This window comes from Myxacorys sp., from assembly GCF_059501405.1.
The window spans coordinates 127,944-151,294 of the sequence record NZ_JCACCM010000108.1 but is presented as its reverse complement, the minus strand read 5'-3'; the positions used below and the strand labels follow the sequence as shown (position 1 = coordinate 151,294).

At 49.3% G+C, this 23,351-nt stretch carries 22 protein-coding genes and 1 tRNA gene; 10 read left to right on the top strand and 13 right to left on the bottom strand.

The window, feature by feature from the left end; translation table 11 throughout:
• The first annotated feature begins 57 nt into the window (after positions 1 to 57).
• Together AC5I6P_RS14010 and AC5I6P_RS14005 are read left to right on the top strand one after the other, a co-directional pair.
• Positions 58 to 324, top strand: coding sequence for a hypothetical protein (locus tag AC5I6P_RS14010; RefSeq protein ID WP_495694385.1), 267 nt, complete (start codon positions 58 to 60; stop codon positions 322 to 324).
• A gap of 115 nt (positions 325 to 439) precedes the next feature.
• Positions 440 to 1,264, top strand: a complete 825-nt coding sequence (locus AC5I6P_RS14005) for a prepilin peptidase (RefSeq protein WP_495694384.1) — start codon at positions 440 to 442, stop codon at positions 1,262 to 1,264.
• Positions 1,265 to 1,403: 139 nt separating this feature from the next.
• Here the strand turns inward: AC5I6P_RS14005 and AC5I6P_RS14000 are convergent, their stop codons facing one another.
• The 6 genes from AC5I6P_RS14000 to AC5I6P_RS13975 all read right to left on the bottom strand — a co-directional run bounded on the left by AC5I6P_RS14000 (position 1,404) and on the right by AC5I6P_RS13975 (position 9,816).
• Positions 1,404 to 2,441 carry a polysaccharide deacetylase family protein gene (locus AC5I6P_RS14000; RefSeq protein WP_495694383.1) on the bottom strand — a complete coding sequence of 346 codons (1,038 nt, stop codon included), beginning with the start codon at positions 2,439 to 2,441 and terminating at the stop codon, positions 1,404 to 1,406.
• Positions 2,442 to 2,964: 523 nt separating this feature from the next.
• On the bottom strand, positions 2,965 to 4,815 hold the full coding sequence (locus AC5I6P_RS13995; RefSeq protein ID WP_495694382.1) for an ABC transporter ATP-binding protein: 1,851 nt from the start codon (positions 4,813 to 4,815) through the stop codon (positions 2,965 to 2,967).
• A 338-nt stretch (positions 4,816 to 5,153) separates the two neighbouring features.
• Positions 5,154 to 7,043, bottom strand: coding sequence for an ATP-dependent zinc metalloprotease FtsH2 (gene ftsH2 / locus AC5I6P_RS13990; protein WP_495694381.1), 1,890 nt, complete (start codon positions 7,041 to 7,043; stop codon positions 5,154 to 5,156).
• A gap of 275 nt (positions 7,044 to 7,318) precedes the next feature.
• The gene (gltX, locus tag AC5I6P_RS13985; RefSeq protein ID WP_495694380.1) at positions 7,319 to 8,767 is read right to left on the bottom strand and encodes a glutamate--tRNA ligase; all 1,449 of its coding nucleotides are present in this window, start codon (positions 8,765 to 8,767) and stop codon (positions 7,319 to 7,321) included.
• A gap of 59 nt (positions 8,768 to 8,826) precedes the next feature.
• Positions 8,827 to 9,270 carry a DUF29 domain-containing protein gene (locus AC5I6P_RS13980; protein WP_495694379.1) on the bottom strand — a complete coding sequence of 148 codons (444 nt, stop codon included), beginning with the start codon at positions 9,268 to 9,270 and terminating at the stop codon, positions 8,827 to 8,829.
• An 84-nt stretch (positions 9,271 to 9,354) separates the two neighbouring features.
• Positions 9,355 to 9,816 (bottom strand): DUF29 domain-containing protein, encoded by a 462-nt coding sequence (locus AC5I6P_RS13975; protein ID WP_495694378.1) that lies wholly within the window; start codon positions 9,814 to 9,816, stop codon positions 9,355 to 9,357.
• Positions 9,817 to 9,895: 79 nt separating this feature from the next.
• Between AC5I6P_RS13975 and AC5I6P_RS13970 the strand changes: the two genes are divergently transcribed.
• Positions 9,896 to 10,171 carry a hypothetical protein gene (locus AC5I6P_RS13970; RefSeq protein ID WP_495694377.1) on the top strand — a complete coding sequence of 92 codons (276 nt, stop codon included), beginning with the start codon at positions 9,896 to 9,898 and terminating at the stop codon, positions 10,169 to 10,171.
• A gap of 85 nt (positions 10,172 to 10,256) precedes the next feature.
• Positions 10,257 to 10,649, top strand: coding sequence for a hypothetical protein (locus AC5I6P_RS13965; protein ID WP_495694376.1), 393 nt, complete (start codon positions 10,257 to 10,259; stop codon positions 10,647 to 10,649).
• 165 nt (positions 10,650 to 10,814) lie between these two features.
• Here AC5I6P_RS13965 and AC5I6P_RS13960 read toward each other — a convergent pair.
• Positions 10,815 to 10,888: transfer RNA gene (locus tag AC5I6P_RS13960), tRNA-Asp, on the bottom strand.
• 106 nt (positions 10,889 to 10,994) lie between these two features.
• Positions 10,995 to 11,207, bottom strand: coding sequence for an acetyltransferase (locus tag AC5I6P_RS13955; protein WP_495694375.1), 213 nt, complete (start codon positions 11,205 to 11,207; stop codon positions 10,995 to 10,997).
• Between the two features lie 106 nt (positions 11,208 to 11,313).
• On the opposite strand from AC5I6P_RS13955, the gene AC5I6P_RS13950 reads away from it, so the two are divergent.
• Positions 11,314 to 12,522, top strand: coding sequence for a homocysteine biosynthesis protein (locus AC5I6P_RS13950; RefSeq protein WP_495694374.1), 1,209 nt, complete (start codon positions 11,314 to 11,316; stop codon positions 12,520 to 12,522).
• Between the two features lie 3 nt (positions 12,523 to 12,525).
• Positions 12,526 to 13,416, top strand: coding sequence for an alpha/beta fold hydrolase (locus AC5I6P_RS13945; protein WP_495694373.1), 891 nt, complete (start codon positions 12,526 to 12,528; stop codon positions 13,414 to 13,416).
• A gap of 62 nt (positions 13,417 to 13,478) precedes the next feature.
• On the opposite strand, the gene patR is transcribed toward AC5I6P_RS13945, so the two are convergent.
• Entirely contained in the window at positions 13,479 to 14,522 is a 1,044-nt protein-coding gene (gene patR / locus AC5I6P_RS13940; protein WP_495694372.1) for a heterocyst master regulator PatR, read from the bottom strand.
• Between the two features lie 596 nt (positions 14,523 to 15,118).
• Between patR and AC5I6P_RS13935 the strand changes: the two genes are divergently transcribed.
• Genes AC5I6P_RS13935 through AC5I6P_RS13925 form a run of 3 tightly spaced genes read left to right on the top strand, consistent with a single transcriptional unit; the run spans position 15,119 to position 18,481 of the window.
• Positions 15,119 to 16,492 (top strand): efflux RND transporter periplasmic adaptor subunit, encoded by a 1,374-nt coding sequence (locus AC5I6P_RS13935; protein WP_495694371.1) that lies wholly within the window; start codon positions 15,119 to 15,121, stop codon positions 16,490 to 16,492.
• A gap of 11 nt (positions 16,493 to 16,503) precedes the next feature.
• Positions 16,504 to 17,721 carry an ABC transporter permease gene (locus AC5I6P_RS13930; RefSeq protein WP_495694370.1) on the top strand — a complete coding sequence of 406 codons (1,218 nt, stop codon included), beginning with the start codon at positions 16,504 to 16,506 and terminating at the stop codon, positions 17,719 to 17,721.
• A gap of 40 nt (positions 17,722 to 17,761) precedes the next feature.
• Positions 17,762 to 18,481 (top strand): ABC transporter ATP-binding protein, encoded by a 720-nt coding sequence (locus AC5I6P_RS13925; protein WP_495694369.1) that lies wholly within the window; start codon positions 17,762 to 17,764, stop codon positions 18,479 to 18,481.
• An 8-nt stretch (positions 18,482 to 18,489) separates the two neighbouring features.
• On the opposite strand, the gene AC5I6P_RS13920 is transcribed toward AC5I6P_RS13925, so the two are convergent.
• From AC5I6P_RS13920 to AC5I6P_RS13910, 3 genes are all read right to left on the bottom strand, one after another.
• Positions 18,490 to 18,804, bottom strand: coding sequence for a hypothetical protein (locus tag AC5I6P_RS13920; RefSeq protein ID WP_495694368.1), 315 nt, complete (start codon positions 18,802 to 18,804; stop codon positions 18,490 to 18,492).
• Positions 18,785 to 19,012 carry a DUF433 domain-containing protein gene (locus AC5I6P_RS13915; protein ID WP_495694367.1) on the bottom strand — a complete coding sequence of 76 codons (228 nt, stop codon included), beginning with the start codon at positions 19,010 to 19,012 and terminating at the stop codon, positions 18,785 to 18,787. Before AC5I6P_RS13915 ends, AC5I6P_RS13920 begins: the two co-directional genes overlap by 20 nt.
• Positions 19,013 to 19,277: 265 nt before the next feature.
• Positions 19,278 to 20,330, bottom strand: a complete 1,053-nt coding sequence (locus AC5I6P_RS13910; protein WP_495694366.1) for a molybdopterin-dependent oxidoreductase — start codon at positions 20,328 to 20,330, stop codon at positions 19,278 to 19,280.
• 179 nt (positions 20,331 to 20,509) lie between these two features.
• Here AC5I6P_RS13910 and AC5I6P_RS13905 point away from each other — a divergent pair, with 179 nt between their 5' ends.
• On the top strand, positions 20,510 to 21,961 hold the full coding sequence (locus AC5I6P_RS13905; RefSeq protein ID WP_495694365.1) for a protein kinase domain-containing protein: 1,452 nt from the start codon (positions 20,510 to 20,512) through the stop codon (positions 21,959 to 21,961).
• A 5-nt stretch (positions 21,962 to 21,966) separates the two neighbouring features.
• On the opposite strand, the gene AC5I6P_RS13900 is transcribed toward AC5I6P_RS13905, so the two are convergent.
• Positions 21,967 to 23,322: an aminopeptidase P family protein gene (locus tag AC5I6P_RS13900; protein WP_495694364.1), complete on the bottom strand. Its 1,356-nt coding sequence runs from the start codon at positions 23,320 to 23,322 to the stop codon at positions 21,967 to 21,969.
• Positions 23,323 to 23,351 lie beyond the last annotated feature (29 nt).

Genomic DNA, 23,351 nt, shown 5'->3' with positions numbered 1-23,351 from the left:
TCAATCCTAGACTTTAACAGTAGGATACTCTCGGAACACAAAGTGAGGACAGACGCGGTGGTTAACGCTTTACCCATTAGAGATACAGGAGCAGATGTGGACGACGGCAGCTTTGCGGCGTACCTCGACCCGATGGTGATTCGCTCGGCACGCCAAATTTACGAAACCTACTACTCAGTTCATCCCGAACTGACCGAACCCCCGCTCGGCGTCGCGATCAATCGCGTCACCCATCGCGGCAAACTGATCTTTACTCGCAAACCCGCTTTGCTACCCCAAGAATGCTTTATTCCCTTCGAGCTGATTCAGTCCTCCGTCTATTAACCAGAACTAGGGATTAGGGTTGCGGTTAAATCGGTCGGTCAGACCAAACTTTAGGCTGGCTTTAGGGAAGATTAGAAATTAACTTGTCCCATTGCGACCCTAGCCCCAATTTGTTATGGAGATTTTTCTCACGCTTCCGGCTTGCTTTGTTGTGTTTGCTTTAGGCGCATCGATCGGCAGCTTTCTCAATGTCGTGATTTATCGGCTGCCCGCGAACCTTTCACTCCTTTACCCGCCGTCACGCTGTCCTCACTGCCTCACTCGGCTGAAGAAGCACCACAATGTGCCTGTGTTTGGCTGGCTGTGGCTCAAAGGCAAATGCGGACACTGTAAGAGCGCTATTTCACGGCGCTATCCGCTGATTGAATTCGCCACTGGACTTTTATTTTTACTTGTATTTTTGATGTTTGGCGTCTCGGTTCAGACGCTTGGCTACTGGGCGTTCCTCAGTTGGCTGCTTGCCCTTTCGATGATCGATTTAGACACCATGACTCTACCAGAGCCGTTGACCCGATCCGGTCTGGTGTTAGGATTAGCATTTCAACTTTGCTTAGGCTGGACGACATCTGGGTTAGCGGGCGCAATTGAGAGATTTATGATGGGCGCGATTGCCGCCGTTCTCGGCATCTGGCTGCTGGATCTCATTGCGATCGCTGGCTCAATGGTTTTCGGTCAACAAGCGATGGGCGCGGGCGATTCTAAACTGATGGCCATGATGGGCGCATGGCTCGGCTGGAAATCCTTACTATTAGCTGGATTTCTCGCTTGTGCTTCTGGTGCAATGGTTGGAGGAGGCGCGATCGCGCTGGGAATTTTGTCGCGTCGTCAGCCGATGCCGTTTGGTCCCTTTTTGGCACTCGGAGGGGCGATCGCGCTCTTTTACGGAGAAACGTTGATCGCTGGATATATGAGTCAGTTTACGACTTTTGGACAGGGCTGAAGGAGCGTAAGACAATTGAGGCTAAGACAGAAGTTCTCTTGATCATTAAAGCGATTCTATGGAGCTTCGCGAAGCTCTATAGAATGCACTGTACAAAGCTGCCTATAAATAATCGACAAATGCTACCAAGCCCTAACCTCTAAAGCCACTGTATCAGCCACCTTGCAAACGCTTCTCCATCAAGGTTTTGCACCTCAACACGAGGCAACTGATAGCAATCACTCTTGTGCCCAACTTTGCTGGCATTGGTTGAGCAAGCATAGGCAAAATTAGTTGCGCGGACTAAATCAACAGTTTGAGTATTGTAGTTGCCATATGGGTAGGCAAAGCTGTTGACAGAACGACCCAACAGAGTTTCGAGATCAACTTTACTTTGCTGAATTTCTTGTTGTTGCAGCGTTGTAGATAATGTTGCAAGCTGCGGATGATGAACGGTATGAGCGCCTATGTCGATTAAGTTCCCTTCGCCCAATTGACGAACTTCTTCTGGCGAAAGCGATCGGTGAGTTAGACGCCCTGTAGAACTAATGCTTGCCCAATTAACAAGTTGTGTGAGAAGACTCTGACGCTCTTGCTCAGGCAGTGGAAAAAATAGACGGCTGAGAGAGCGGTAGATCGAGTGACGGATGGTTGGGTCAGCATTGCTTGGAGCGTAAATTGTCCACCTGCGATCGCGCTCAAAATCCGCTTCAGAATACTGAACGACATCACCTAAGCTCCATCGGTAGAAGTCACCAGCAATCTCTATGCACAACGTTTCAGGCAGGTTTCCAGGCTGCAAGAAGATGCGATCGAGCGTATCCCACCAAAACTCCTGGTTATGTTGCCAATTTCCGGTAGAAATAAACATCGTTGCCGGAACATTGTGTTCTTCCAAGAGAGGCTTTGCCGTGAACAGATTGTCTGCATACCCATCATCAAACGTGATGCCTACCGTCCGTTCTAAAGACTCTCCAGCCTGAGCGGCTTCTACAATCTGCTGCAACGGTAGAAGACGACAGTGTTGTTTTAAGACTTTAAGCTGCTCTGAAAAATGGTGCGGTGAAACACAGACGCGACAAGGATCGTTTAGCGGTTCAGCAATGCGGTGATACATCAGAATGATTCCTCCTGATGTGAGCCGGTGCTTAAACTTGTCCGTTATTTTCTGCAATTTTCCAAGTCCAGGAACTCTCATGGGTTGTCTCACAGTTTCTTGAAGGTGAATGAGGTGATGTAGGGCTGAATGCAATGAGAAACACGTCCGTGGAGGGCTTTCTGCTAAAAAGTCTTAGACGGAACAGATTCTTTAAGGCAAGTCATTGAGTAGTAAGATTACAAGCCACTGAGTAGTGAAATTCTTACCAATACCCTACAGGAGCATGACCTCTACCTCTAGTATGAAAAGCAGATCTTTACAGTAAAAAAGTTTTTTCTTTATAGAATATAGTCTTGTCTTCATTAATCTGCGTAAGCAGGATTAGACCGAACTTCAACTCGATGCTGTGAAAATCTTGCTTGCAATACCACAATTTTCTCTGCACTACTCTTAAATTTATTTGTTTCCATATACATTGGCTAATTGCATATATTTCTATTTAGTTTGTTGTATGTATTGCTATTAGTTGATAGAAGAACGTAAGCTCATGAATTTACATAAGTTAGGAAATAATTTAGAAAAGGATAAGCGCTAGACTTACCCCTAACATCGGTTCATTGATTTAGGCGAGCAGTTCTCCCGTCTCTTGCAGCGCGTGTAGGCGTTGATAGATACCACCATGATGGAGGAGTTCTTCGTGGCTTCCGACTTCGACAATGCTACCTTTGTCTAGCACCACGATTTTGTCAGCTTCTCGAACCGTACTGAGACGGTGAGCAATGATAATTAGCGTACGAGTTCCAAGCAGCGATCGCATCGCCAACTGAATTGATCGCTCTGACTCATAATCTAAACTTGATGTCGCTTCATCAAAGATCAGCACATCGGGGTCAACAATTAGGGCACGGGCGATGCCAATTCGCTGACGCTGACCCCCTGAAAGCCTGACTCCCCGTTCTCCAACAACCGTGGAATATTTGGCGGGCATCTGATAGATGAAGTCGTCTGCCTGAGCAATTCGACAGGCTTCGCGAACTTGATCCATCGTGGCGTTGGGATTGCCATAGATTAGATTGTCTAGCAGCGTTCCGTTGAAGATATCGACTTCTTGATGCACGATCGCAAGTCGCTTTCGATACCCTGTGATATCTAGTCGTCGGATGTCGTAACCGTCCACTAGAATTGCACCTTGATTCGGTTCAAAGTAGCGAAACAGGAGCTTCACGAGAGTTGATTTACCGGAACCCGATCGCCCCACTAAGGCAACCGTTTGATACGGCTCAATTAAAAGATTGATATCTTTTAGAACTGGGCGGTCTGCTGCATATCCAAAGGTGAGATGGGAAAACTCCACTTTCCCTGTGAACTGATAACTGGGAATGGATTCCGCACTTTCATTCGGATGGTGCGACCGATCTATTGCACTTGCATCGGTTCCAACAGGTAGCTGCATGAACTCGTGAAAGCGAATCATTGAGCCATAGCGACGAGCTAAAAATTCTGCAACTTGACTAATCGGTTCTACTTCCGCAAACGCCATGCTAGACACAGTAAACGTTGTAATGAAATGCCCCAAGGAAATGTTGCCTTGAGCCGTGGCAATGACTGTCAGCACAAACACGAGAAAAACACTGGACTGGACAACGATGCGTTCGTACATAGCAAGGTTGACGTAGCCTTTGTGAATCCGATAGTCCAGCACCTTGAACTCGCGATCGAGGCGTTGTCGCTGCCGTTTCAATTCTGAGGTCTCGGTTGCAAATGCTTTGACCGTTTTGATGTTGGTGATAATTTCAGATGTTCGACTTTCGGTGTCCTCCATGTATTTGTCGAGCTTCTCTTCCTGACTAGAAAGGCGCTTAAGCCCTAGTAGATTGAATCCGACGATTCCTACAAAACAAACGAGTAATAATAACGCAATTCGCCACTCGATTAGGAAAACGACAACGAAAATACCAAAGACTCGAAAGAAACGTGGAAGCAAGTTTCCAACGACTTCAGGATAACTCCAGGTATGATTAGATAATCCTTTTGCAACACGAGCAGAGATACGGCCCGGATTATTTTCGTCATAAAATTCTATCGGTAAGGTCAACACTTTCCGAATCGCCTTTTCAGCGTTTTCGCGGCGCGCTCGGAATGCTGTATCCCACGAGAACCAAGCCCCAAGCCAAGGTTGAATTGGGGCGCGGCCCACGGAGATAATAAACACTAGAATGAGCAAGACAGCAAGTGTGAAAGTGCGATTATCCAGATCTAAACGACTGCCCACTCCAACCCACTGAGCAATCCCATCAATCACCCCTTGAGTAGGGCGATCGACCGCTTGACCAGACAGAACATTAAGAATTTGCCCGATCGCATAGGGAACGAACAGATCGAGAATCTCGAACAGACTCATCATTGCAACACTGAAGAGAGAGATTCTCCAGTAGTTGCGGAAGTAAAAAACGATATTTTGAAACTTAGCCATATAACCTCCTGGGAGCGGCTAAAGTAGGTCGCCCTGACGGATGTTGAATTCGATTCAAACAGAAATCGCGAGACAGACTATCTTAGCTATCTCGATTCGGGCAAGCGGAGGGCTTGCAAGACTGGTATCAGCAGAAAATTTTTGAGAACGTCTAGCGCATAGAGCTAGTAAAGGTGTCTCTTCATAGAAGTACTGGAGATTAGATTTATTATTGTACTACAAATAATACAGAAGACTACACTTAAATTTCGCAATCTCTAAATATTGGTTTAGCCGCATAAAAAATAGGGGTCGCCGTGGCGACCCCTATTTTTTATGTCTGACATCTAAGTTTGAACCTAGAGAACAGGAACAAAGCGCTCCTTTTCAGGAACCGTCGTGTACTCTGCCACAATCTGACGGAACTCGTCACCCTCGATCGTTTCTTTCTCGATCAGCAAGTCAACTAAGCGATCGATAACTTCGCGGTTGTCTCGCATGATCTGACAAGTTTCTTGATAGCAGCGTTCCACAATATCGTGAACCTGGGCGTCAATGCGGGATGCGATATCTTCGGAGTACTCCGATCGCGTCATCCAGCCACCACCCAAGAAGACTTCGCCTTGCTGACTTTCAAGAGACATTGGACCGAGAGGAGACATACCGAAGCGAGTTACCATCTGTCTCGCCATGCCCGTCAACTGCTGTAAATCGTTTCCGGCTCCAGTTGTGATCTCTGCATCCCCAAAGATGACTGCCTCTGCTGCCCGTCCGCCCAATGCACCTTTGATGCGGGCTAAAATCTGCGATCGCGAAATCAATCCCTGATCTTCAGACGGTGTAAACCAGGTCAATCCTTGTGCCTGACCGCGTGGAACCAGCGTCACCTTCTGCACTGGATCATGGTCTTTCACCAGCGTACCAACGATCGCGTGACCCACTTCGTGATAGGCAATCAAGCGCTTACTCTTGCTATCAACCAGCGGCGTGCCCTCCATACCTGCGACGATCCGATCAACGGCATCATCGATTTCTAGCATCGTCATCGCATCCTTGCGACGGCGAGCGGTGAGGATTGCGGCTTCGTTCAGCAAGTTCGCCAGATCTGCACCAGAGAATCCAGGGGTGCGACGGGCGATCGCTTCGAGAGAAACCTCGTCGGCAATCTTTTTGTCACGCGCATGAACTTCTAGCACTTCGAGACGACCTTTAATATCGGGAACGTCTACCATCACCTGACGGTCAAATCGGCCCGGACGCAAGAGCGCAGAATCTAGTACATCCGCCCGGTTGGTTGCCGCGATGATAATGATTCCGGTATTGCCCTCGAAACCATCCATCTCGGTCAAGAGTTGGTTCAAGGTTTGTTCCCGCTCATCGTTACCGCCGCCAATGCCTGCACCACGCTGACGACCAACGGCATCAATTTCATCGATAAAGATGATGCAGGGTGCATTTTCTTTAGCTTTTTTGAACAAGTCGCGAACGCGAGATGCGCCCACACCAACAAACATTTCGACAAACTCAGAACCCGAAATCGAGAAGAATGGAACTCCTGCTTCTCCTGCGATCGCTTTTGCCAACAATGTCTTACCTGTTCCCGGAGGTCCAACAAGCAATACGCCCTTCGGAATGCGCGCTCCAACTGCCGTAAAGCGCTCAGGCTTCTTCAAGAAGGTGACAACTTCTTGCAACTCTTCTTTGGCTTCTTCAATTCCAGCGACATCATCAAACAGAACGCCTGTCTTAGCATCCATCTGAAAACGCGCTTTAGATTTCCCAAAACTCATCGCTTGTCCAGGACCACCCGGAACATTGTTAGAGCGACGGAACAAGAAGAACAAGCCACCCAGTAAAAGAATTGGGAAGACTAAGTTACCTAAAAGGCCCCATACCGCACCATCGTTGCGAATCGGATGGGAATCAAAGTTAATGTTGGACGTCCGCAAACGAGTAATTAGCTCAGGCGTATTTCCCGGAAGATCGACCCGCAAGCGCTGTAGCCGGTTGTCCAGTTCGGGGTCAACCGCTTCGATGATGGCAGTCCGTCCACCATCATATAGATCAACGCTCTTAATCCGGTTATTGTCTAAATACTCCAAGAACCGGCCATAGGTCATGCGGGTATTGGCAGCATTTTTATTAGCTACTGCATCTGGGTTTGGAGCGAATGACCCTTGCCACAGGAAAAACCCAACCACTAAAGCGGGCAGTGCCCATAACAGGATTGTTCTCCAGGATGATTTCATAAACTGGCGACCTCAATCACGGCTACAACAACTAGTCTCAATCGTACTCAAAAGCAGGATTTTCTTACTCATGCAGAGGGAGTGAATTACCCTTCAAATGGGGTTTAATCATCTGTCTCATGCACTGATAAATAATTTTTCAAGCATTTAATGAGAGAATCTTAATCAAATGTAACGTAAATTATGACATTCAGGCAACGAAATCACGAAAGAGCTATAAGTTCAGATAGCTGAATTCATAGCCCTAGCGTTACAAATCTGAGTGATTAAAAAATTTACGAAGCGCTGATCGCAATAGCTTGCTCAAAGCGATCTCGATCCATACCTTTCTGATTCAATAGCAGCCACGATTGAACCAGATCCGGCCCTTGCAACGCTCCAGTCAAAGAGGCTCTCAAAGACTTCATCACCAAGCCTTTTTTCAGGTTTTGCTCTTTCACAACCTGTTTAATGACGGTTTGAATTGCATCTTCTGTTAATTGAGTATCAGGATCGGTAGCCGCAAGAATAGCTTTAAGTGCAGTAGCAGAGCCGTCTTGCTGGAGATGGGCTTTGGCCTCTTCAGTAAAGGTTAACGGCATGAATAGATAGCGCGTCATCGGAACGGCTTCATCTAATCTCGATAGGCTCGGGGCGACTAAGGCTGCAATTTGTTCAAGCCAGTTGCGATCGCGGGTCTCATCAAACGGGTAGTTCGCGTCGCGCCAATACGGAATCAACGTATCGGTAATATGCTCCACGGGCATCGAGTGCAAATACTGCCCATTCAGCCAGTTCAGCTTATCCCAATCGAACTTTGCCCCGGCTTTATTCACCCGATCGAACCCGAACTGCTGCGCGGCTTCTGCAAGCGTGAAAATTTCAGTCATCGGTTCTGGAGGAGACCAGCCGAGCAGGGTCATATAATTCGTGATGCCTTCTGGGGTGTAACCCATTTGCTTAAAGTCAGAAATCGACGTAACGCCGTCGCGCTTTGAGAGCTTCTGACCCGCTTGATTGAGAATTAAGGGCGTATGCCCAAATTCTGGAACGGTTGCGCCTAATGCCTCATACAGCAAAATTTGCTTTGGCGTATTACCAATGTGATCTTCTCCACGAATCACATGAGAGATCTGCATCTCAATATCATCGACCACCACCACAAAGTTGTAGAGCGGTTGACCAATCCCATGCGTATCGGCGGCACGAGAAATTACTATATCTCCGCCGAGGTCACGCCCTTTCCAAGTGACGGTTCCGCGAACTAAATCTATCCAAGAAATCTCGCGATCGTCGTCAATTTTGAACCGAATCACGGCTTTTCGGCCTTCTGCCTCAAATGCGGCTTGCTGTTCTGGCGTCAAGTTTCGGTGACGATTATCGTAGCGGGGGGCTTCATGACGAGCTTTCTGCGCTTCTCGCATCGCCTCTAGTTCTTCTGGCGTGTCATAAGCGCGATAGGCTAGGCCCTTATCGAGTAAGGCTTGAATGTTCTGAGCATAGAGATCCATGCGATCGCTCTGGAAGAACGGTCCTTCATCCCAAGTCAACCCTAGCCAGGTTAAGCCGTCGAGAATGTTTTGCGTAAATTCGGGCTGCGATCGCTCTAAATCCGTATCTTCAATTCTCAGAATAAATTTGCCGCCTTGATGACGCGCAAACAGCCAGTTGAAAACAGCGGTTCTTGCCGTTCCAATGTGTAAATTTCCGGTGGGACTAGGGGCGATGCGAACTCGAACAGACATAAAAAACGCTACGAGAGGGATTTTGTATTCCTCATTCTAGCGGTACAGCGATGCTGGCTTCATGACTCTGGCAGAAAGTCCTCATCTAAAGCCTGTTCCAATGAGTAAGGAGACGATTCTGGAAAAGTGTCTATTGACAAGCCTGTCTCATCTGTTGCAATCTTTCGCCCAGCTAGATATCCATTCTCTAAAACGGTCGGCAGATAATTCTTCAAGCTTGGGCTATCTTCTAAGATGTCTAAAATCCTCAGTCTGGCGTTACGGATTGAAGCCTTCCAACTATTGGAGCGCTGGCTAGGTTGAAACTGCCACTTCAGTAAGTGCGTAAATAGAACGTTGAGATCGCTTCGTAAAGCTTGTCGATCGCGCTTTCCCAAGTCCTCAATCTCCTCTAGCAGGTTGATCATGTCTAAATCCTCATAACGTCCCTCTTGCAACGCTCGAAGTTGAGACTCAACCCACAGATTGAAGTCTGTGTCATAGAGAACTTGAGTTTTCAGCATACGCTTTTCTCATCTCGATTAGAGCTATGGTTACGGTCTTAAGATAGTCACAAGCTTATAGGTTTACTTCGGGTTTTGCAGTCCTTATTCTAGTGGGTGCGTTCTTGACTCCGGTAAAAAGTCCCCATCCAACGCTTGTTCTAAGGTGTATGGCGGTGCTTCTGGAAAGGTATCTAGGGCTAAACCTGTTTCATCTGCCGCAATTTTCCGCCCGTCTAAGTAAGCCTCTTCTAACACGGACGGTACGAAATTCTTCAAGCTAGGACTATCTCTTAAAGTCCTGGCAATTTTAATCCTAGAATTGCGAAGGGAGGATTTCCAGCTATTGCACTGCTGTTGGGGTTGAAATTCCCACTTTAGTAGATGAGTAAAGATCACTACCAGATGACTTTCCAACGCTTGTCGATCGCGCCTTCCCAAGTCCTCAATTTCCTCTAACAGGTTAGTCATGTCTAAATCCTCATAGCGCCCTTCTTGCAACGCTCGAAGTTGAGACTCAACCCATAGATTGAAGTCTGTATCGTACAGAATCTGAGTTTTCAGCATCAGCTTGCCTCGTCTGGGCTATGTCAGTATTTTAATCTGTGTCATTGAGTGGAGAGTTAGAAATGCGATCCTTCGGAGCATGGCAAAGCCAATCCAACGTCAGGAGAATCTTCACGCGATCGCGATCCATCCTTCCCTTTGTGGAAATGTCCTTCCCGTGATGGGAACGCTCCTCCACGATGGCGAACTGTCCTTCCCGCTATGGGAATGTCCTTCCCGTGGTGGGAACGTTCTTCCTGAGTCAGGAATGTCATTGTGCGATCGTCAACTGTTCTTCCCATACTGGAAACGTTCTTCCCATACTGGGAACGTCCTTCCGCGCTCCGTTCTTCCCGCAACAATATTCTTCTTGTGATAAGTATCACCGTTCCCTGTCGTTGTCCGCCAAAAACCAAGGGGAACATTAAGGACGCCAATCTTATACAGTTCACAGGAGCACTATGGCACTACCCGACACATCCAAACGACTGCGCGACGGCTGTATCCAACAAGACATCGCCTCTCTACGCGGCGCAAAAGGCATTAGAAACTTCACGCCCCTGCGTCCAGAAGCGGAAGTCTCTAATCTCAGCCAAATCGAACAGGAACTCAATCACCTTTACGAAATCGAAATTCAGCTAAAAGCCAAGCATAAAGCTGCCTTGGACGCAGTGCGAGAAGCCGAATGGAAATTTCACAACGGCGTTCAAGCCTTGAAAAGCAGCGTCATAGGGCAGTTTGGCAAAAATAGCAACGAAGCAGAAGCGATCGGCTACAAAAAGCAGGAGGACTACAAACGTCCTAAACGCGACAAAAAGAGCGATGCCAAAGAGTTCGTCACCAAGAACACTTAACGACCCACAGGCGCGATCCGTCGGAAGCTCTGGCAAAGCCAGTCGTCTCCTCTACTTGCCAAACTGACCAGGGCCTTCTGACTTTAGCTTACCGTTGAGCCTCGCCATACGAAAGCACTCACCAACTCTCAGTTAATAAGGTGAGCTTCTTGAATAAGTTTTCTACGGGACTGACGGGGCTCGAACCCGCAACTTCCGCCGTGACAGGGCGGTGCTCTAACCAATTGAACTACAGTCCCTTATTCGAGTGAGCGCTTTGTTTTCAGCGCGATCTTTATTATCCCGATCGCGCCTGCTTTTGTCAAACATTTTTTCGTTTGAAGCATTCCTCACCCAAAATCAGATCTACTTGGCAGCCCGATATTCTGCATCCATCCAGCATCGCGGTAGGCTCTCACCAGACGGAAACACTAGCACGTCTTTTCCATAGGATTCGGGATCTTGCTCCTCTTGTCCGTCTTGAATCCGAACAGGGACAGCATTCTCAGCCGGGTTAATGAGAGCCTGAACGTCTAAAACTTCAACTAAACTTCCCGTTTCTTTTTCTTGTAATAGCATCTGTCTGATCTTTCCTTAGCAATTTCGTTACCTTCTTAGGATGCAGTGGAATGTGGTGATTCTCATCTGTCCCAAGGTAAATTAAGCAACTGGGGGAAATACATTCATGCGATCGATTGCGGAAATTAACGACAAAATTCAGCGCGGACAAGCTGTTGTTCGCACTGTAGAAGAAGTCAAAGCTCAGGTGGCTGAAGTCGGGGTGGCCCAAACGGCGAAAGAAGTTGATGTAGTCACAACGGGGACATTTGAGCCAATGGAGTCGTCTGGCGCAATCCTCAACTTAGGGCAGACCGATCCACCAATTAAAATTCGGCAATGCTGGATTGATGGAGTCCTTGCTTATGCAGGGTTTGGAGCTGTTGATTTGTATTTAGGAGCCTCTCAAGCGGCAGAATATTCTGGGGCGACAGAACTGAGTGATGCGGAAGAGCGCCGAGAAGGAGCCGAGACCCGAGTGAGACAGCGTGGCGGCGGACATGTGATTGAGGAATTGATTGCAGGTCACTCGGTTCCCCTTAGAGCGGTAGGACAAGTAACAGACTGCTACCCTCGCGCCTCGTTTGAGACCACTATTTCGCGGGATACGATTAATCAGTTTTATTTGTTCAATCCGCGCAATTTGTATCAAAATTTCATCGTTGGGGTGAACGGCGGCGATCGCGCTTTGTTCACTTATTTAGGCCCGCTTCAACCCCGTTTGGGAAATGCGGTTTACTCAAATCCGGGCGCAATTTCACCGTTACTAAATGATCCAGATTTAGATCTGATTGGCATTGGAACGCGAGTCTTTTTAGGGGGTGCGATCGGGTATGTCACATGGGAAGGAACTCAGCATTTTCCGCTTCAAAAACGTCTGCCGAATCGAACACCAATCGGCCCTGCAGCAACGTTGGCACTCGTGGGCGATGCGAAACAAATGGACGCTAAATGGGTGAGAGGCTGTTACTTGCGAGGCTACGGTCCATCGCTGATGCTGGGCGTTGGAATTCCGTTACCCGTCCTCACAGAAAACGTGATCGTTCATTGTGCAGTTCAAGATCAGGATTTAGTTGCGCCCATAGTAGATTTCTCGATTCCAAGACGGGTACGCCCGACATTTGGACTGGTGAGCTATGCCCAGTTGAAATCAGGCAAATTAATGATTGACGGAAAATCCGTTCGGGTTGCGCCGCTTGCCAGCATTTATCGATCGCGCCAAGTTGCCCTTGAGTTGAAACAGTGGATTGAACAGGGTACATTCACGCTGACTGAGCCTGTATCATCCATTCCGAACGATCGCACCTTTATTCCTCAAGATATGCGAGGCTCGTAAGTCATGTTTGCCAGTATTCGTGGAACAAAAATCTACTTTGATGTGGAAGGCGCGGGGTTAATTCCAGACGGCGATCGCATGAAGGAAAAACCTGTCGCCTTCTTGCTGCATGGCGGACCTGGAGCGGATCATACCTCCTACAAGCCGACGTTTTCGCGCCTTGCCGATCGGATGCAGCTTGTTTACATCGATCATCGCGGTCAGGGGCGCTCCGCACGCGGCGACAAATCGACCTACACTCTCGATAACAACGTCGAAGATCTCGAAGCGCTGCGGCAATACTTGGGACTAACCAAAATCATTGTGATTGGCGGTTCCTATGGCGGGATGGTGGCGCTGACTTATGCCAGCCGCTATCCACACCACGTATCGCATCTGATTGCGATCGCAACCGTCCCCGATTCCCGCTTCCTTCAGCGAGCGCAAGAGAATTTGGCACAGCGAGGCACACCGGAACAAATTGCGATCGCTCGTTACTTATGGGAAGGCAACTTTCAATCTGAAGCGCAACTTCACGAGTACTTTCAAGTGATGCAGCCGCTCTACTCTATGAGCTACAAGCCAGATATCGCTAGAGATTCGTGGGAACGCACTATTCTGTCAGTAGATGCAATCAACGTTGCCTTTGGGGGCTTCTTACGAACATACGACGTGTTGAAGGATTTGCCCAAAATTACGGCTCCAACCCTTGTGATTGGAGGACGGCACGACTGGATTTGCCCTCCCGAATTTTCAGAAGAGATCGCTGAAGCGATACCAAAGTCAGATTTGCGAATTTTTGAGCAGAGCGGACATTCGATCCGAGCCGATGAACCGGATGCATTATTAGATGCGATTAGCCACTTCGTGGCAAACTCCGTAGGACACGCAGGCTTTGTCGTTTACAAAAATTGATTTAAAAAATTAAAGGGGAGCCAGACCTGCTCCCCTTGCGTAGCCTATTTAGTTGTCGAACCTTACTTTGCTGTCTCAGGAGACTCACCGCGATCGTTCTTCTTCACGGGCTTTGGCAGTGGAGCATCACGCTTGGGCGCTGGAGGGGCAGCTCCCATTGGTCTACTCGGAGCGCCACCACTTTTGGGACGGAACGGTGGTTTGCCACCTCCTCTCGAACCACCTCTAAAGTCGCCTCGACCCTCAAACTTCGGCTTCTTCCGGGGAGGAATCATGCCAATCGAGGTTCCTTGCTTGACCACCAAGTCTCCCCCTTCTCGACGGACTTGCAAATCCCAGAAATAGCCTAATGCTTTTCCTGAAACATTCCCTCTAAGCTTTAGCTTAAAGGCTTTTGCGCGATCGTCTTTTTTGCGAGGCGCTTGCTGAATCTTGACAATCATGGAGCCGTCATCGGTAGAGTGATAGACGATTTCCCCGCGAATTGAGAAATAGTTATCGTCCACCTCGGAAGACGGCACATAAGGCAGCACGTCCTCATCGGAGTCGTCTAGCTCCTCCTTGATTAGATTCTCAGGCTCCCATACCCCGACGATCTGAACATGCAAATCTTCTTGGCGATCGCGAGTGCGAGGATACACAACCCACAAATGCTCTTGAGTGAGATCTAAATGATTTTTCACCAAGCTCATCACACGACCCAAAAGAACGGCCTCTACAAGAGTTCCGTCACTTGTGGTCATGTTGCCACGAGTGAACTGTTCATCAGACGGCTCGTAACGACCGCGCACTAGCCCGATCGCTCGATACTGCATCGGCTCACTGGGAGCAGGAATAGGCTGCTGGCGAGCGCTCGCCAACGGATCTTCTGCTATGGTCTCTGTTGCAGTAGGTTCAGGCGGTGGAGGCGGCGGTGGAACTGAAGCCGCTGGTGGAGGTGCGGACGGTGCTGGCGGTGCTTGAGGCCGCACAGGGCGGGCAGGAGGCTGCATTAAAGCAGGTTTCTCAATGGGCGTGGGCGTCTCCACGGTATCGTCGCCTCCAGTAGAACTGTTGGCTGAGAGGGGCGTAGGAGACTGGGGGGAACGGTTGGGCAAGGGACTCATAGGCTATCATCGTCACAGGAAGGCAGAATGCATGTCAGTTATTGTACTGAATGCAGCTAGACTCGGACGAATCCGAATAGTTCTGCCATTTTTACAGAAAAAACACTCAAGGTCATCGGTTTGCAATAGGTGCTTTTTGAGCCTAGCAAGACGGCTAAACTCAAAAACTCAGGATCTGTTGAATCTTGTTTAGCACCTACGGCAGGGTATCAACAAAAAAGCTAGGCCGATGGTACTGAGCTTTTTCAGAGTTCTCCAGGTTGGATCGCTCTAATACACTTAAGATTTCCCGGCTTTTGGATGCAATGAACACCTGACCTGCTCTGGTCATAATCTGTAAACTTATATGTCAATATCCTCATAAGAGCAGAAACTTTTGTATCCGAAGTCTCTCTAGAGGAGTCTAAAGTTTGATGTCATTCATTAAGGTTTTATGACAGCCTATGAATGAAAGCGAACTTAGCGGCTAAATCAGAGGTCTAACAATCAAAGGTCTAACAAATTTGAACCGTTCGCGCTCGATTCTAGTTTATCTGTCTCCTTAAATCCCAAATCCCATCTCCATATTGGATCATCCCTACATTGGATTTAGACGAATGCATCTCCCTTTCATCGGCAAAACCCAAAAGCCTGCTCCCTGGCTAGTCGGATTAATGGCAGCAGGTGCGATCGCGATTCCTGGAGCAGGCTTTCTGATCGCTCGCAATCTGGCTCCACGTCAAGACGTCAAAACAGCGACGGCTCCGGTAGAGGCAAAAACAGTGACGGTCAGAATTGCGGCAAGTGGTGAAGTCATTCCCTATCAAACTGTCAATTTGAGCCCTAAAGCGGCGGGGCGAATTGTTCAACTTTTGGTGGATCAGGGCGATCGCGTTGAGCAAGGGCAGATTGTCGCGCGCATGGACGGTAAAGATGCCGAAGCAGAACGCATTCAAGCCCAGGCGCAAGTTGCCGAAGCCCAAGCCAAACTAAATCAGTTAAAAGCAGGAACTCGGATCGAAGAAGTTCGGCAAGCCGAAGCCGATGTGAATCGGGCACAAAGTGAAGTCGCTCGCGTACGCGGCGTGATTTCGGATGCCAATTCTGCGCTAGAGTTTGCCCGTCGCCAGACTAGGCGGCAGCAAGAGTTGGCAAGTCAAGGCGCGATCGCCGCAAACGCGCTAGATGAGTTTCAGCGCAAAGAACAGAACGCGAAGGAAGCCTTGGGTCAAGCACAGGCTCAACTTGGTCAAGCCCAAGCCCAATACGATCAGGCTGTTCAGCAGCTTCGTCAGCGACAAAACGGGGCGCGTCCCGAAGAAATCGCCCAGGCAGAGGCACAGTTAGCCAGCGCGATCGGGCAGCTTCAGGGCGTCGAAAACAGGCTAGAAGACACGCTGATTCGAGCACCGTTTACTGGAGTCATTACCCAGCGCTACGCCACGGTAGGTGCCTTTGTAACGCCAACGACACAAGCCTCTGCTGCCGCCGATGGCGCAACTTCGACTTCCATTTTTGCCCTGGCAAATGGGCTAGAGATCAAGGCAAAAGTGCCGGAAGTCGATATCGGACAGATTAACCAAGGGCAATCGGTTGACATTCGAGTCGATGCCTACCCCGATCAGATATTTAAGGGAAAAGTCCGGCGAATTGCCCCGGAAGCGATCACCGATCGCGATGTCACGTCCTTTGAAGTCCGAGTCGCGATCGTTACGGGCAAAGACAAACTGCGGTCTAAGATGAACGCTGACGTGAGCTTCTTGGGTCAGCAGATTCCCAATACTGTAGTTGTGCCAACGGCAGCCCTTTCAACGAATCGAGGCAAAACCGGAGTTTGGGTTCCGGGCGATCAGAAGCCGACCTTCAAGACGGTAAGAACGGGGCTGACCTTCGATAACGAAACCCAAATTGTGAGCGGGCTGAATCCGGGCGATCGCATTTACATCCAGCCTCCTGAAGGGCAAAAACTCGGTCAACCAGGCGAATCATAAGGAAGTCGAAGATGGATTGGGTTGAAAGTGGAAAGATGGCAGTCAAAACGCTAACCGCCAACAAAATGCGGAGCAGTTTGACCATGCTAGGAATGATTATTGGCAATGCGTCTGTGATTGCCATGGTCGGAATTGGTCAAGGTGCGCAGCGATTAGCCTCAGAGCAGTTTGAGTCGCTCGGTCCGAATGTTTTGTTTGTAGCTCCAGGCAGCGGTCAGGCACGACAGAGAACGACAAATCTACCGAGGACGTTGGTTTGGGACGATGCTAAAGCGATCGCATCTCAGGTTCCGTCTGTGCAAGAAGTGGCGGCTCAAAAGCAAGGTCAGTATCCCATTGTTTACGGCGGGCTTAATTCAAGTTCTTCTGTTACCGGAACGACGCCCTCCTTCTTGTCAGTTCGGAGTTTTGATGTGGCGAAAGGTCGTTTTCTGACCGACCTCGATTTGCAGCGAAATCAGCGAGTGGTGGCGTTGGGCGCAGATTTAGCCAATCGGTTTTTTAGCGATCAAGATCCGATTGGAAAACGCATTCGCATTCGCAACGTCAGTTTTCAAGTGATCGGGGTGATGCGGCCGAAAGGATCGTTTTTAGGTAGCAATCAAGATGATGTGGCGTACATTCCGCTCACAACGATGGCCAGTACACTAACTGGACGGACATCTCCGTATGGATTGGATGTGACCTTTATTTCGGTGTCCGCCAAGAATGAAGCCAGCGTTCCAGCCGCCGAGTTTCAAATTACAAACCTGCTGAGACGACGCCACAAGATTGTCAGTCAAGATGATTTCACCGTTCAGGCTCAGAAAGACATTCTGCAAATTGTCGGCACGATTACCGGAGGCTTGACGGCGATGCTGGCGGCGATCGCAGGCGTCTCACTTCTGGTCGGCGGTATCGGCATCATGAACATTATGCTGGTGTCTGTCACCGAGCGGACTCAAGAAATCGGTCTACGTAAAGCGATCGGGGCTTCCGGTCAAGACATTCTGGTGCAGTTTATGATCGAAGCGGTGCTGCTATCGGCGGCGGGTGGCTTGATCGGAACCGGGGTCGGCGTCGGTGGAACCTTGCTCGTTGCTACATTTAGCCCGCTCAAAGCTGCCATTTCTCCTGCCGCGATCGCCCTTGCCGTTAGTGTATCAGGAACCATTGGTCTCGTCTTCGGGGTGATTCCGGCTCGACAAGCTGCCAAACTCGATCCGATCGTTGCCCTCAGAAGCGCCTAATCATCGCGCCCAGTTATCCGCGCCTAAACACCAGTGTCTTATGCCTCAATCTACAATCGTTCGGCTCGAAGGAATTACAAAAGTCTATGGTATGGGCGATACCACAGTTCATGCTTTGGCAGGCATCGATTTGACGATCGAACAAGGCGAGTACTGCGCGATTATGGGCGCATCAGGCTCGGGTAAGTCCACGATGATGAATGTGATTGGCTGTCTCGATCGTCCGACTGACGGACAGTATTATTTAGACGGGCAGGACGTGGCTCAAGTGGGCGATCGTGACCTTGCCCACATCCGCAATCAGAAACTAGGCTTTGTGTTTCAGCAGTTTCACCTGTTGCCGCAATTGTCTGCCCTAGAGAATGTGATGCTGCCGATGGTCTATGCCAGCGTACCCACTGCCGAACGCAGAGAGCGAGCCACAGAAGCGTTAATGCGAGTAGGTTTGGGAAACCGTTTGCAGAACCGACCGAACCAGTTATCAGGAGGGCAGCAGCAGAGAGTTGCGATCGCTCGCGCTATCGTCAATCGTCCGGTTTTGCTTTTAGCAGACGAACCGACTGGAGCATTAGACTCGACCACGACTAGAGAAATTTTGACGATTTTTGGTGAGTTGAATAAAAGTGGAATGACGGTTGTGATGGTAACGCACGAATCGGAAGTAGCGCGATGTACAAATCGCGTGATCTGGTTCAAAGATGGTCAAGTGATGCAGCCCTATCTTGCGCCTGAAGATTTAGGAACGGTGACAGCGGCTTAACAGTTCTGTTAAGGCGAAATCTTCACATACATTCCCGGTGCAATTTTCTCAACTTCCGTCAAGATTTGCTCGATCATTGGTTCTAACAGCTTTAATCGATTCGTAGGAAGCTCAACGCTCGCAATTTGACGCTCAGCCAAATTCTGCTGATATTTTAAATTTTTGTCTGCTGTCAAAAAAGCATCATACACTCGATCAATTCTTGCTATCAGTTCACCACTTTTCAGACCTGCCCATCCTTGTTCCTGAACGGTTGTGACTTCATTGGCAGAGAAATAACGTTTCAACGCTTTGGGCAGATTCTCATCCAGAATAATTTTCATCTTGGTCGAAGTTCCGGGCAAGTTTTAGAAAATTTATCGCATCTGCACGATCGACAGATGGAAAATTGTCTAGAAATTCGTCTAAAGAAAAGCCATCATCTAAATACTCCAATAGAGATTGAGCGGGTACTCTCGTATGCCGGAATACTAACGTGCCGCCCATCACTTCAGGATCAGAACTTACCGGACTTTGAACTAAAGTGATCATCTTTGGTTCTAGTTTTTCGCCCAGTATATCTTTTCAAATCCGTCACCACTGCACTCTGTAAAAGCTCTAAACGTTCGAGCAGTTGCCTCACATACAGCGCCTTGTTGCCGGAGGTTTCGTAAGCGCAACGACACTCACGAACACCTAAAGATCCTGCAACGACTCAATCCAACTGCACGTTATGAAGTGATGTTTGATCCGATGAGCGACGGGTATGAGCAACCCAACGCAGACCTAATCAAGAAGCCACAGAAGCCACAATAGTTCAAGCGTTCAAGGTCACTTGAATCTGCAAGACGCCACTGCTGCCGTCTTTCCCGTTTCTATCGTTTAAGGGTTGCTGTTGGCGCTGTGATGTTGCTCGGGCCAACAGCGTATATTTTCCTGGCGCCTTGGGTGTCCAAACATGACGCCAAAGCGTCCATTCATGGGGCGATTCGGGACGGTTTTGCTCGGCGGGTTGCCACGTCGCCCCTTGATCAACACTCACTTCGATCGAGGTAATTGGAGTCGAGCGATCAAGGGCAACTCCCGCAATTAAAACGCCTTTTTCCCATCCCGCGTCTCCGTCACGATCGAGCGTAACCTGATGGCGTTTATCCCACACCCGCTGCTCTTGAACTTGTCGAATCATCCCGTGAGTTGGAATTTCGGCAGTATTTGACCAGCCTTGATTTTCCCAGAAGCCTGTTTTAGTCTTTGCGATCGCTTCGAGTTCAACCAGCCATTTCGGTTGCTTTTGACCAAAGTGCCCAGGAATAATAATTCGGACAGGATAGCCATGTTCTGCGGTCAGGGCTTCGCCGTTCATCTGATGCACCAACCGCACGCCAGGACGCATCACTTCATCGATCGGTAGCGTCGTTTCATACCAATCCGCGCCCTTCATCGCAAATTCTTTTGCCTCCGCTTTCACACCCGCTTTTTTGAGAAACGGCAGGAGTGGCGTTCCGGTCCACTGGGCATTTCCGATCAGGTTGCCCCCCGACGGATTACCAATGCACTCCATCGTCAAGTAAAAGGTTTCTTGCGGAGCTTGCAGAATGTCTTGGAAGGTCAATGTTAACGGCGTTTCCACCGCACCTTTGATCTTGAGTTCCCACTTGGCGGCATCCACTCGTGACGGCAGCGCGTAGGACTGCACATAGAACTCCTTTAACGGAGTCGTGATGTGAGCAGGGAGCGGCTTGTCGGGATTGAGCAAGTCCATCAGCAGCAGGAGTTCAACCGATTTGGGCTGACAGCCACTGAGCAAGCTAGCAGCAAGGACGCCACCAGAAGTTTGTCCTAGAAGTTTGAGCAGATCGCGACGATTCACAGAGTTGAGGTGTGGGGTAAGGATTCCGGAATATCTCTTTAATTAATTGTTTACCATGCTAGGAGCGGCATTTACCGTTATAGCAAAGCGCACAGTGTCTACTACCGTTTCACCATTGGGAGAAGCGATGATAAATTTGATAAGCATGAATTCCTCCTCCTCTACACTCTATTCCTGCTATGCGCCGACCGCTTCCTGATGGCACACTGGTTCAAAATCGCTATCGCATCCTTCGCGTTTTAGGACAGGGTGGGTTTGGGCGTACCTATCTGGCGCAAGACACGAACCGCTTCAATGAGTTGTGTGTCTTAAAGGAGTTTGATCCGCACACCCAAGGAGCGCATCATGCTCAGAAAGCGGAGGAATTGTTTGCGCGAGAAGCAGGCGTTTTGTATCAGTTGCGCCATCCGCAAATTCCTCAATTCCGCGAATTATTTCGGGTCAAGCAACCCAACGGAGAGCTGTTATTTCTGGTTCAAGACTATGTGGGAGGAAAGACCTATCAAGATTTGATCGAGGAACGGCGATCGCGAGGATTGGCGTTTAGCGAGAAAGAAGTCACGCAACTGCTCCAAGAACTATTGCCCGTTCTGGAATACATTCACCGAGCCGGAATCATTCATCGTGATATTTCACCCGACAACATTATTTTGCGAGAACAAGATCAGAAGCCCGTTCTGATTGATTTTGGAGTGGTCAAAGCGGCGGCAAATCGGATCACGAATCAACCTGCCTCTCAGACCTTTGTTGGCAAACCTGGATACGCGCCGGTCGAGCAAATCCAAAAAGGCAAGGCTGAGCCGAGCAGCGATCTCTATGCGTTGGCAGTGACGATCGCAGTGATTCTGACTGGACGCGAACCACAATCTTTATTTGATCCGGTGAGCTTGACGTGGCAATGGCAACGCTACGCTAGTGTTTCACCTCGATTGGCAGAAATTCTGAACCGGATGTTGAGCGCAAGACCTAGCGATCGCTATTCCTCTGCCGATGCCATTCTGAGTCAACTCTCGTCTCATACTTCCCCTACTGTTGATCCTCCCGCTCCGCCTCCTATCGTTCATTCTCCTGTTTCCCGTCAGAAAACAGTCGCGGTTGGTCGTCGCCGTTCTACAGTTGCCTTCGCCACACAGCCGCAAGAACGAGCGTGGGTTGAGTCGATCTTCGATGGTCCTGCTTTTCTCATCAAAGCAACATTTAACCTGCTCAAACGGCTGTTTAGAACGACATTCGGCTTGGTGAAGTTCACCGTTTTTGGGCTTCTAAAGTTAGCGTTTCAGTTAGGCTTGATTGTGGCAGCGATCGCGGCTCTCATTTGGGCAGCCCCGCAAGTGTTTCCGCTGCTTGCCAAATCATTTCCGACCTTGCCGAATTCATCCAAAACAGAAAAGCTCTCCAGCGACGAGCAAAAACGCGGCAGCACTTTAGAAGCTCAATGTCTCGAAGTAGGGATGGATTATGGAGAACTGATTGCTAGCGCGAATGAAGCATTTTACGCCAAGCATCCTGATCGCAGAGGCAAAGCGCTCAGTTCAAGCGCAACCGATAAAAAGTTGCGGGACGAATGGTATCGGATTGCTCAAGGCATTCTAGACAATCGGAAGTCTCAGAAAAAAGTCGCTGAGTATTAATCGCATTAAGCTTGGCATCCTGCTAATTCCTGGATCGCATCTGCATCCGTTGGCAGTGCTGCCGTCAACACCTCCGATCCGGTTTCAGTAATCAATACATCATCTTCAATCCGAATGCCGCGCACATCTCGGAAGTCTGACAACCGCTCCCAGTTCACGACATCGCAATATCTTTCGCGGCGTTCTTGATCATCTAAAATGGCGGGCACTTGGTAAAAACCGGGTTCGATCGTGACTACCATTCCTTCTCGCAGTGGGCGATCGAGCCGCAAATATCCCAGTCCAAAGCGATCGCTACGAGTTCTTCCCGCTTCGTAGCCTGCCAAATCGCCCAAATCTTCCATATCATGCACATCTAAACCGAGAAGATGCCCAACTCCGTGAGGAAAGAACAAGGCATGAGCATCCATTTCGACGAGATCCTCAGCGCTGCCTCGCAGAATGCCTAACTCGATCAGTCCTTCTGCGATCGTACGACAGGCTAGCAAATGAACATCCCGGTACTCTACTCCCGGACGAATGTGCGCGATCGCGCGATCGTGAGCGTCCAACACCACGTCATAGAGCGCCCGTTGCGTCGGTGAAAATTTTCCTGATGCCGCCCACGTCCGAGTTACATCCGATGCCCAGCCTGTCGTCGTTTCGGCCCCTACATCTGCCAACACTAAATCATCCGATTGCACAGCATGGTGATAGTCCTCGTTGTGCAAGATTTCGCCATGAACCGTCACAATGCTGTTGTAGGCACAGGTCATGTTGTGCGAGAGAATCACACCCTCCATCGCGGCTCGGATTTGCGCTTCTACCGTCGCGTTTGAAGTGGAAGCCATTCCAGCTTTATGCGCTGCGATCGTCACTGCGATCGCCGATCGAATTTCAGCGATCGCTGCCGAGTCGTGACTAGAGCGAAGAGCGACGATCGCATGGGCTAACTCTAAATCTTTGCCTTGGGCGCTAATGGTTCGAGCTAAAAGATTAGATTGTTCTAGCCGAGTTGCCGGATCGGGAGCCGCGATCGTCGCGACATCTTCTGTAAATCCTGCCAGTTTTGAAAGGGGATAGGCAGCATCAGCTCCAATTTGGGCAGCAACGGCTTCTCGTGTTGGAGAAGCACCATGCCACAACGCATCCGCTGGACTCGCTTCATCCATAAACAGCGCGAGCTTACCCGACTCTAAACAAATAACAGCATTCTCTAAGGGCAAACCCGCAAAATAAAGAAAATGACTACTCGCCCGAAACGGAAACGTATTAGCACGAAAATTCCGCGAACTGCGCTGACCAGACCATAGCAGTACCGGGAAATGAATCAAATCCGCCAATTTTTGACGACGCAACTTGAGAGTATCGGCAAGACACATAAGAATCGGATCATCATAAACGAGTTCTG

What these genes read in the sequence shown, in the direction of transcription:
- AC5I6P_RS13970 (WP_495694377.1), top strand. Translation starts at nt 9,896, where the DNA reads ATGGCAAAGCCAATCCAACGTCAGGAGAATCTTCACGCGATCGCGATC.
- AC5I6P_RS13915 (WP_495694367.1), bottom strand. Translation starts at nt 19,012, where the DNA reads ATGATCACTTTAGTTCAAAGTCCGGTAAGTTCTGATCCTGAAGTGATG.
- AC5I6P_RS13905 (WP_495694365.1), top strand. Translation starts at nt 20,510, where the DNA reads ATGCGCCGACCGCTTCCTGATGGCACACTGGTTCAAAATCGCTATCGC.
- AC5I6P_RS13950 (WP_495694374.1), top strand. Translation starts at nt 11,314, where the DNA reads ATGCGATCGATTGCGGAAATTAACGACAAAATTCAGCGCGGACAAGCT.
- AC5I6P_RS13980 (WP_495694379.1), bottom strand. Translation starts at nt 9,270, where the DNA reads ATGCTGAAAACTCAAGTTCTCTATGACACAGACTTCAATCTGTGGGTT.
- AC5I6P_RS13995 (WP_495694382.1), bottom strand. Translation starts at nt 4,815, where the DNA reads ATGGCTAAGTTTCAAAATATCGTTTTTTACTTCCGCAACTACTGGAGA.
- AC5I6P_RS13945 (WP_495694373.1), top strand. Translation starts at nt 12,526, where the DNA reads ATGTTTGCCAGTATTCGTGGAACAAAAATCTACTTTGATGTGGAAGGC.
- ftsH2 (WP_495694381.1), bottom strand. Translation starts at nt 7,043, where the DNA reads ATGAAATCATCCTGGAGAACAATCCTGTTATGGGCACTGCCCGCTTTA.
- patR (WP_495694372.1), bottom strand. Translation starts at nt 14,522, where the DNA reads ATGAGTCCCTTGCCCAACCGTTCCCCCCAGTCTCCTACGCCCCTCTCA.
- AC5I6P_RS13955 (WP_495694375.1), bottom strand. Translation starts at nt 11,207, where the DNA reads ATGCTATTACAAGAAAAAGAAACGGGAAGTTTAGTTGAAGTTTTAGAC.
- AC5I6P_RS13975 (WP_495694378.1), bottom strand. Translation starts at nt 9,816, where the DNA reads ATGCTGAAAACTCAGATTCTGTACGATACAGACTTCAATCTATGGGTT.
- AC5I6P_RS13920 (WP_495694368.1), bottom strand. Translation starts at nt 18,804, where the DNA reads ATGAAAATTATTCTGGATGAGAATCTGCCCAAAGCGTTGAAACGTTAT.
- AC5I6P_RS13900 (WP_495694364.1), bottom strand. Translation starts at nt 23,322, where the DNA reads ATGTGTCTTGCCGATACTCTCAAGTTGCGTCGTCAAAAATTGGCGGAT.
- AC5I6P_RS14005 (WP_495694384.1), top strand. Translation starts at nt 440, where the DNA reads ATGGAGATTTTTCTCACGCTTCCGGCTTGCTTTGTTGTGTTTGCTTTA.
- AC5I6P_RS14000 (WP_495694383.1), bottom strand. Translation starts at nt 2,441, where the DNA reads ATGAGAGTTCCTGGACTTGGAAAATTGCAGAAAATAACGGACAAGTTT.
- AC5I6P_RS13965 (WP_495694376.1), top strand. Translation starts at nt 10,257, where the DNA reads ATGGCACTACCCGACACATCCAAACGACTGCGCGACGGCTGTATCCAA.
- AC5I6P_RS13925 (WP_495694369.1), top strand. Translation starts at nt 17,762, where the DNA reads ATGCCTCAATCTACAATCGTTCGGCTCGAAGGAATTACAAAAGTCTAT.
- AC5I6P_RS13935 (WP_495694371.1), top strand. Translation starts at nt 15,119, where the DNA reads ATGCATCTCCCTTTCATCGGCAAAACCCAAAAGCCTGCTCCCTGGCTA.
- AC5I6P_RS13930 (WP_495694370.1), top strand. Translation starts at nt 16,504, where the DNA reads ATGGATTGGGTTGAAAGTGGAAAGATGGCAGTCAAAACGCTAACCGCC.
- gltX (WP_495694380.1), bottom strand. Translation starts at nt 8,767, where the DNA reads ATGTCTGTTCGAGTTCGCATCGCCCCTAGTCCCACCGGAAATTTACAC.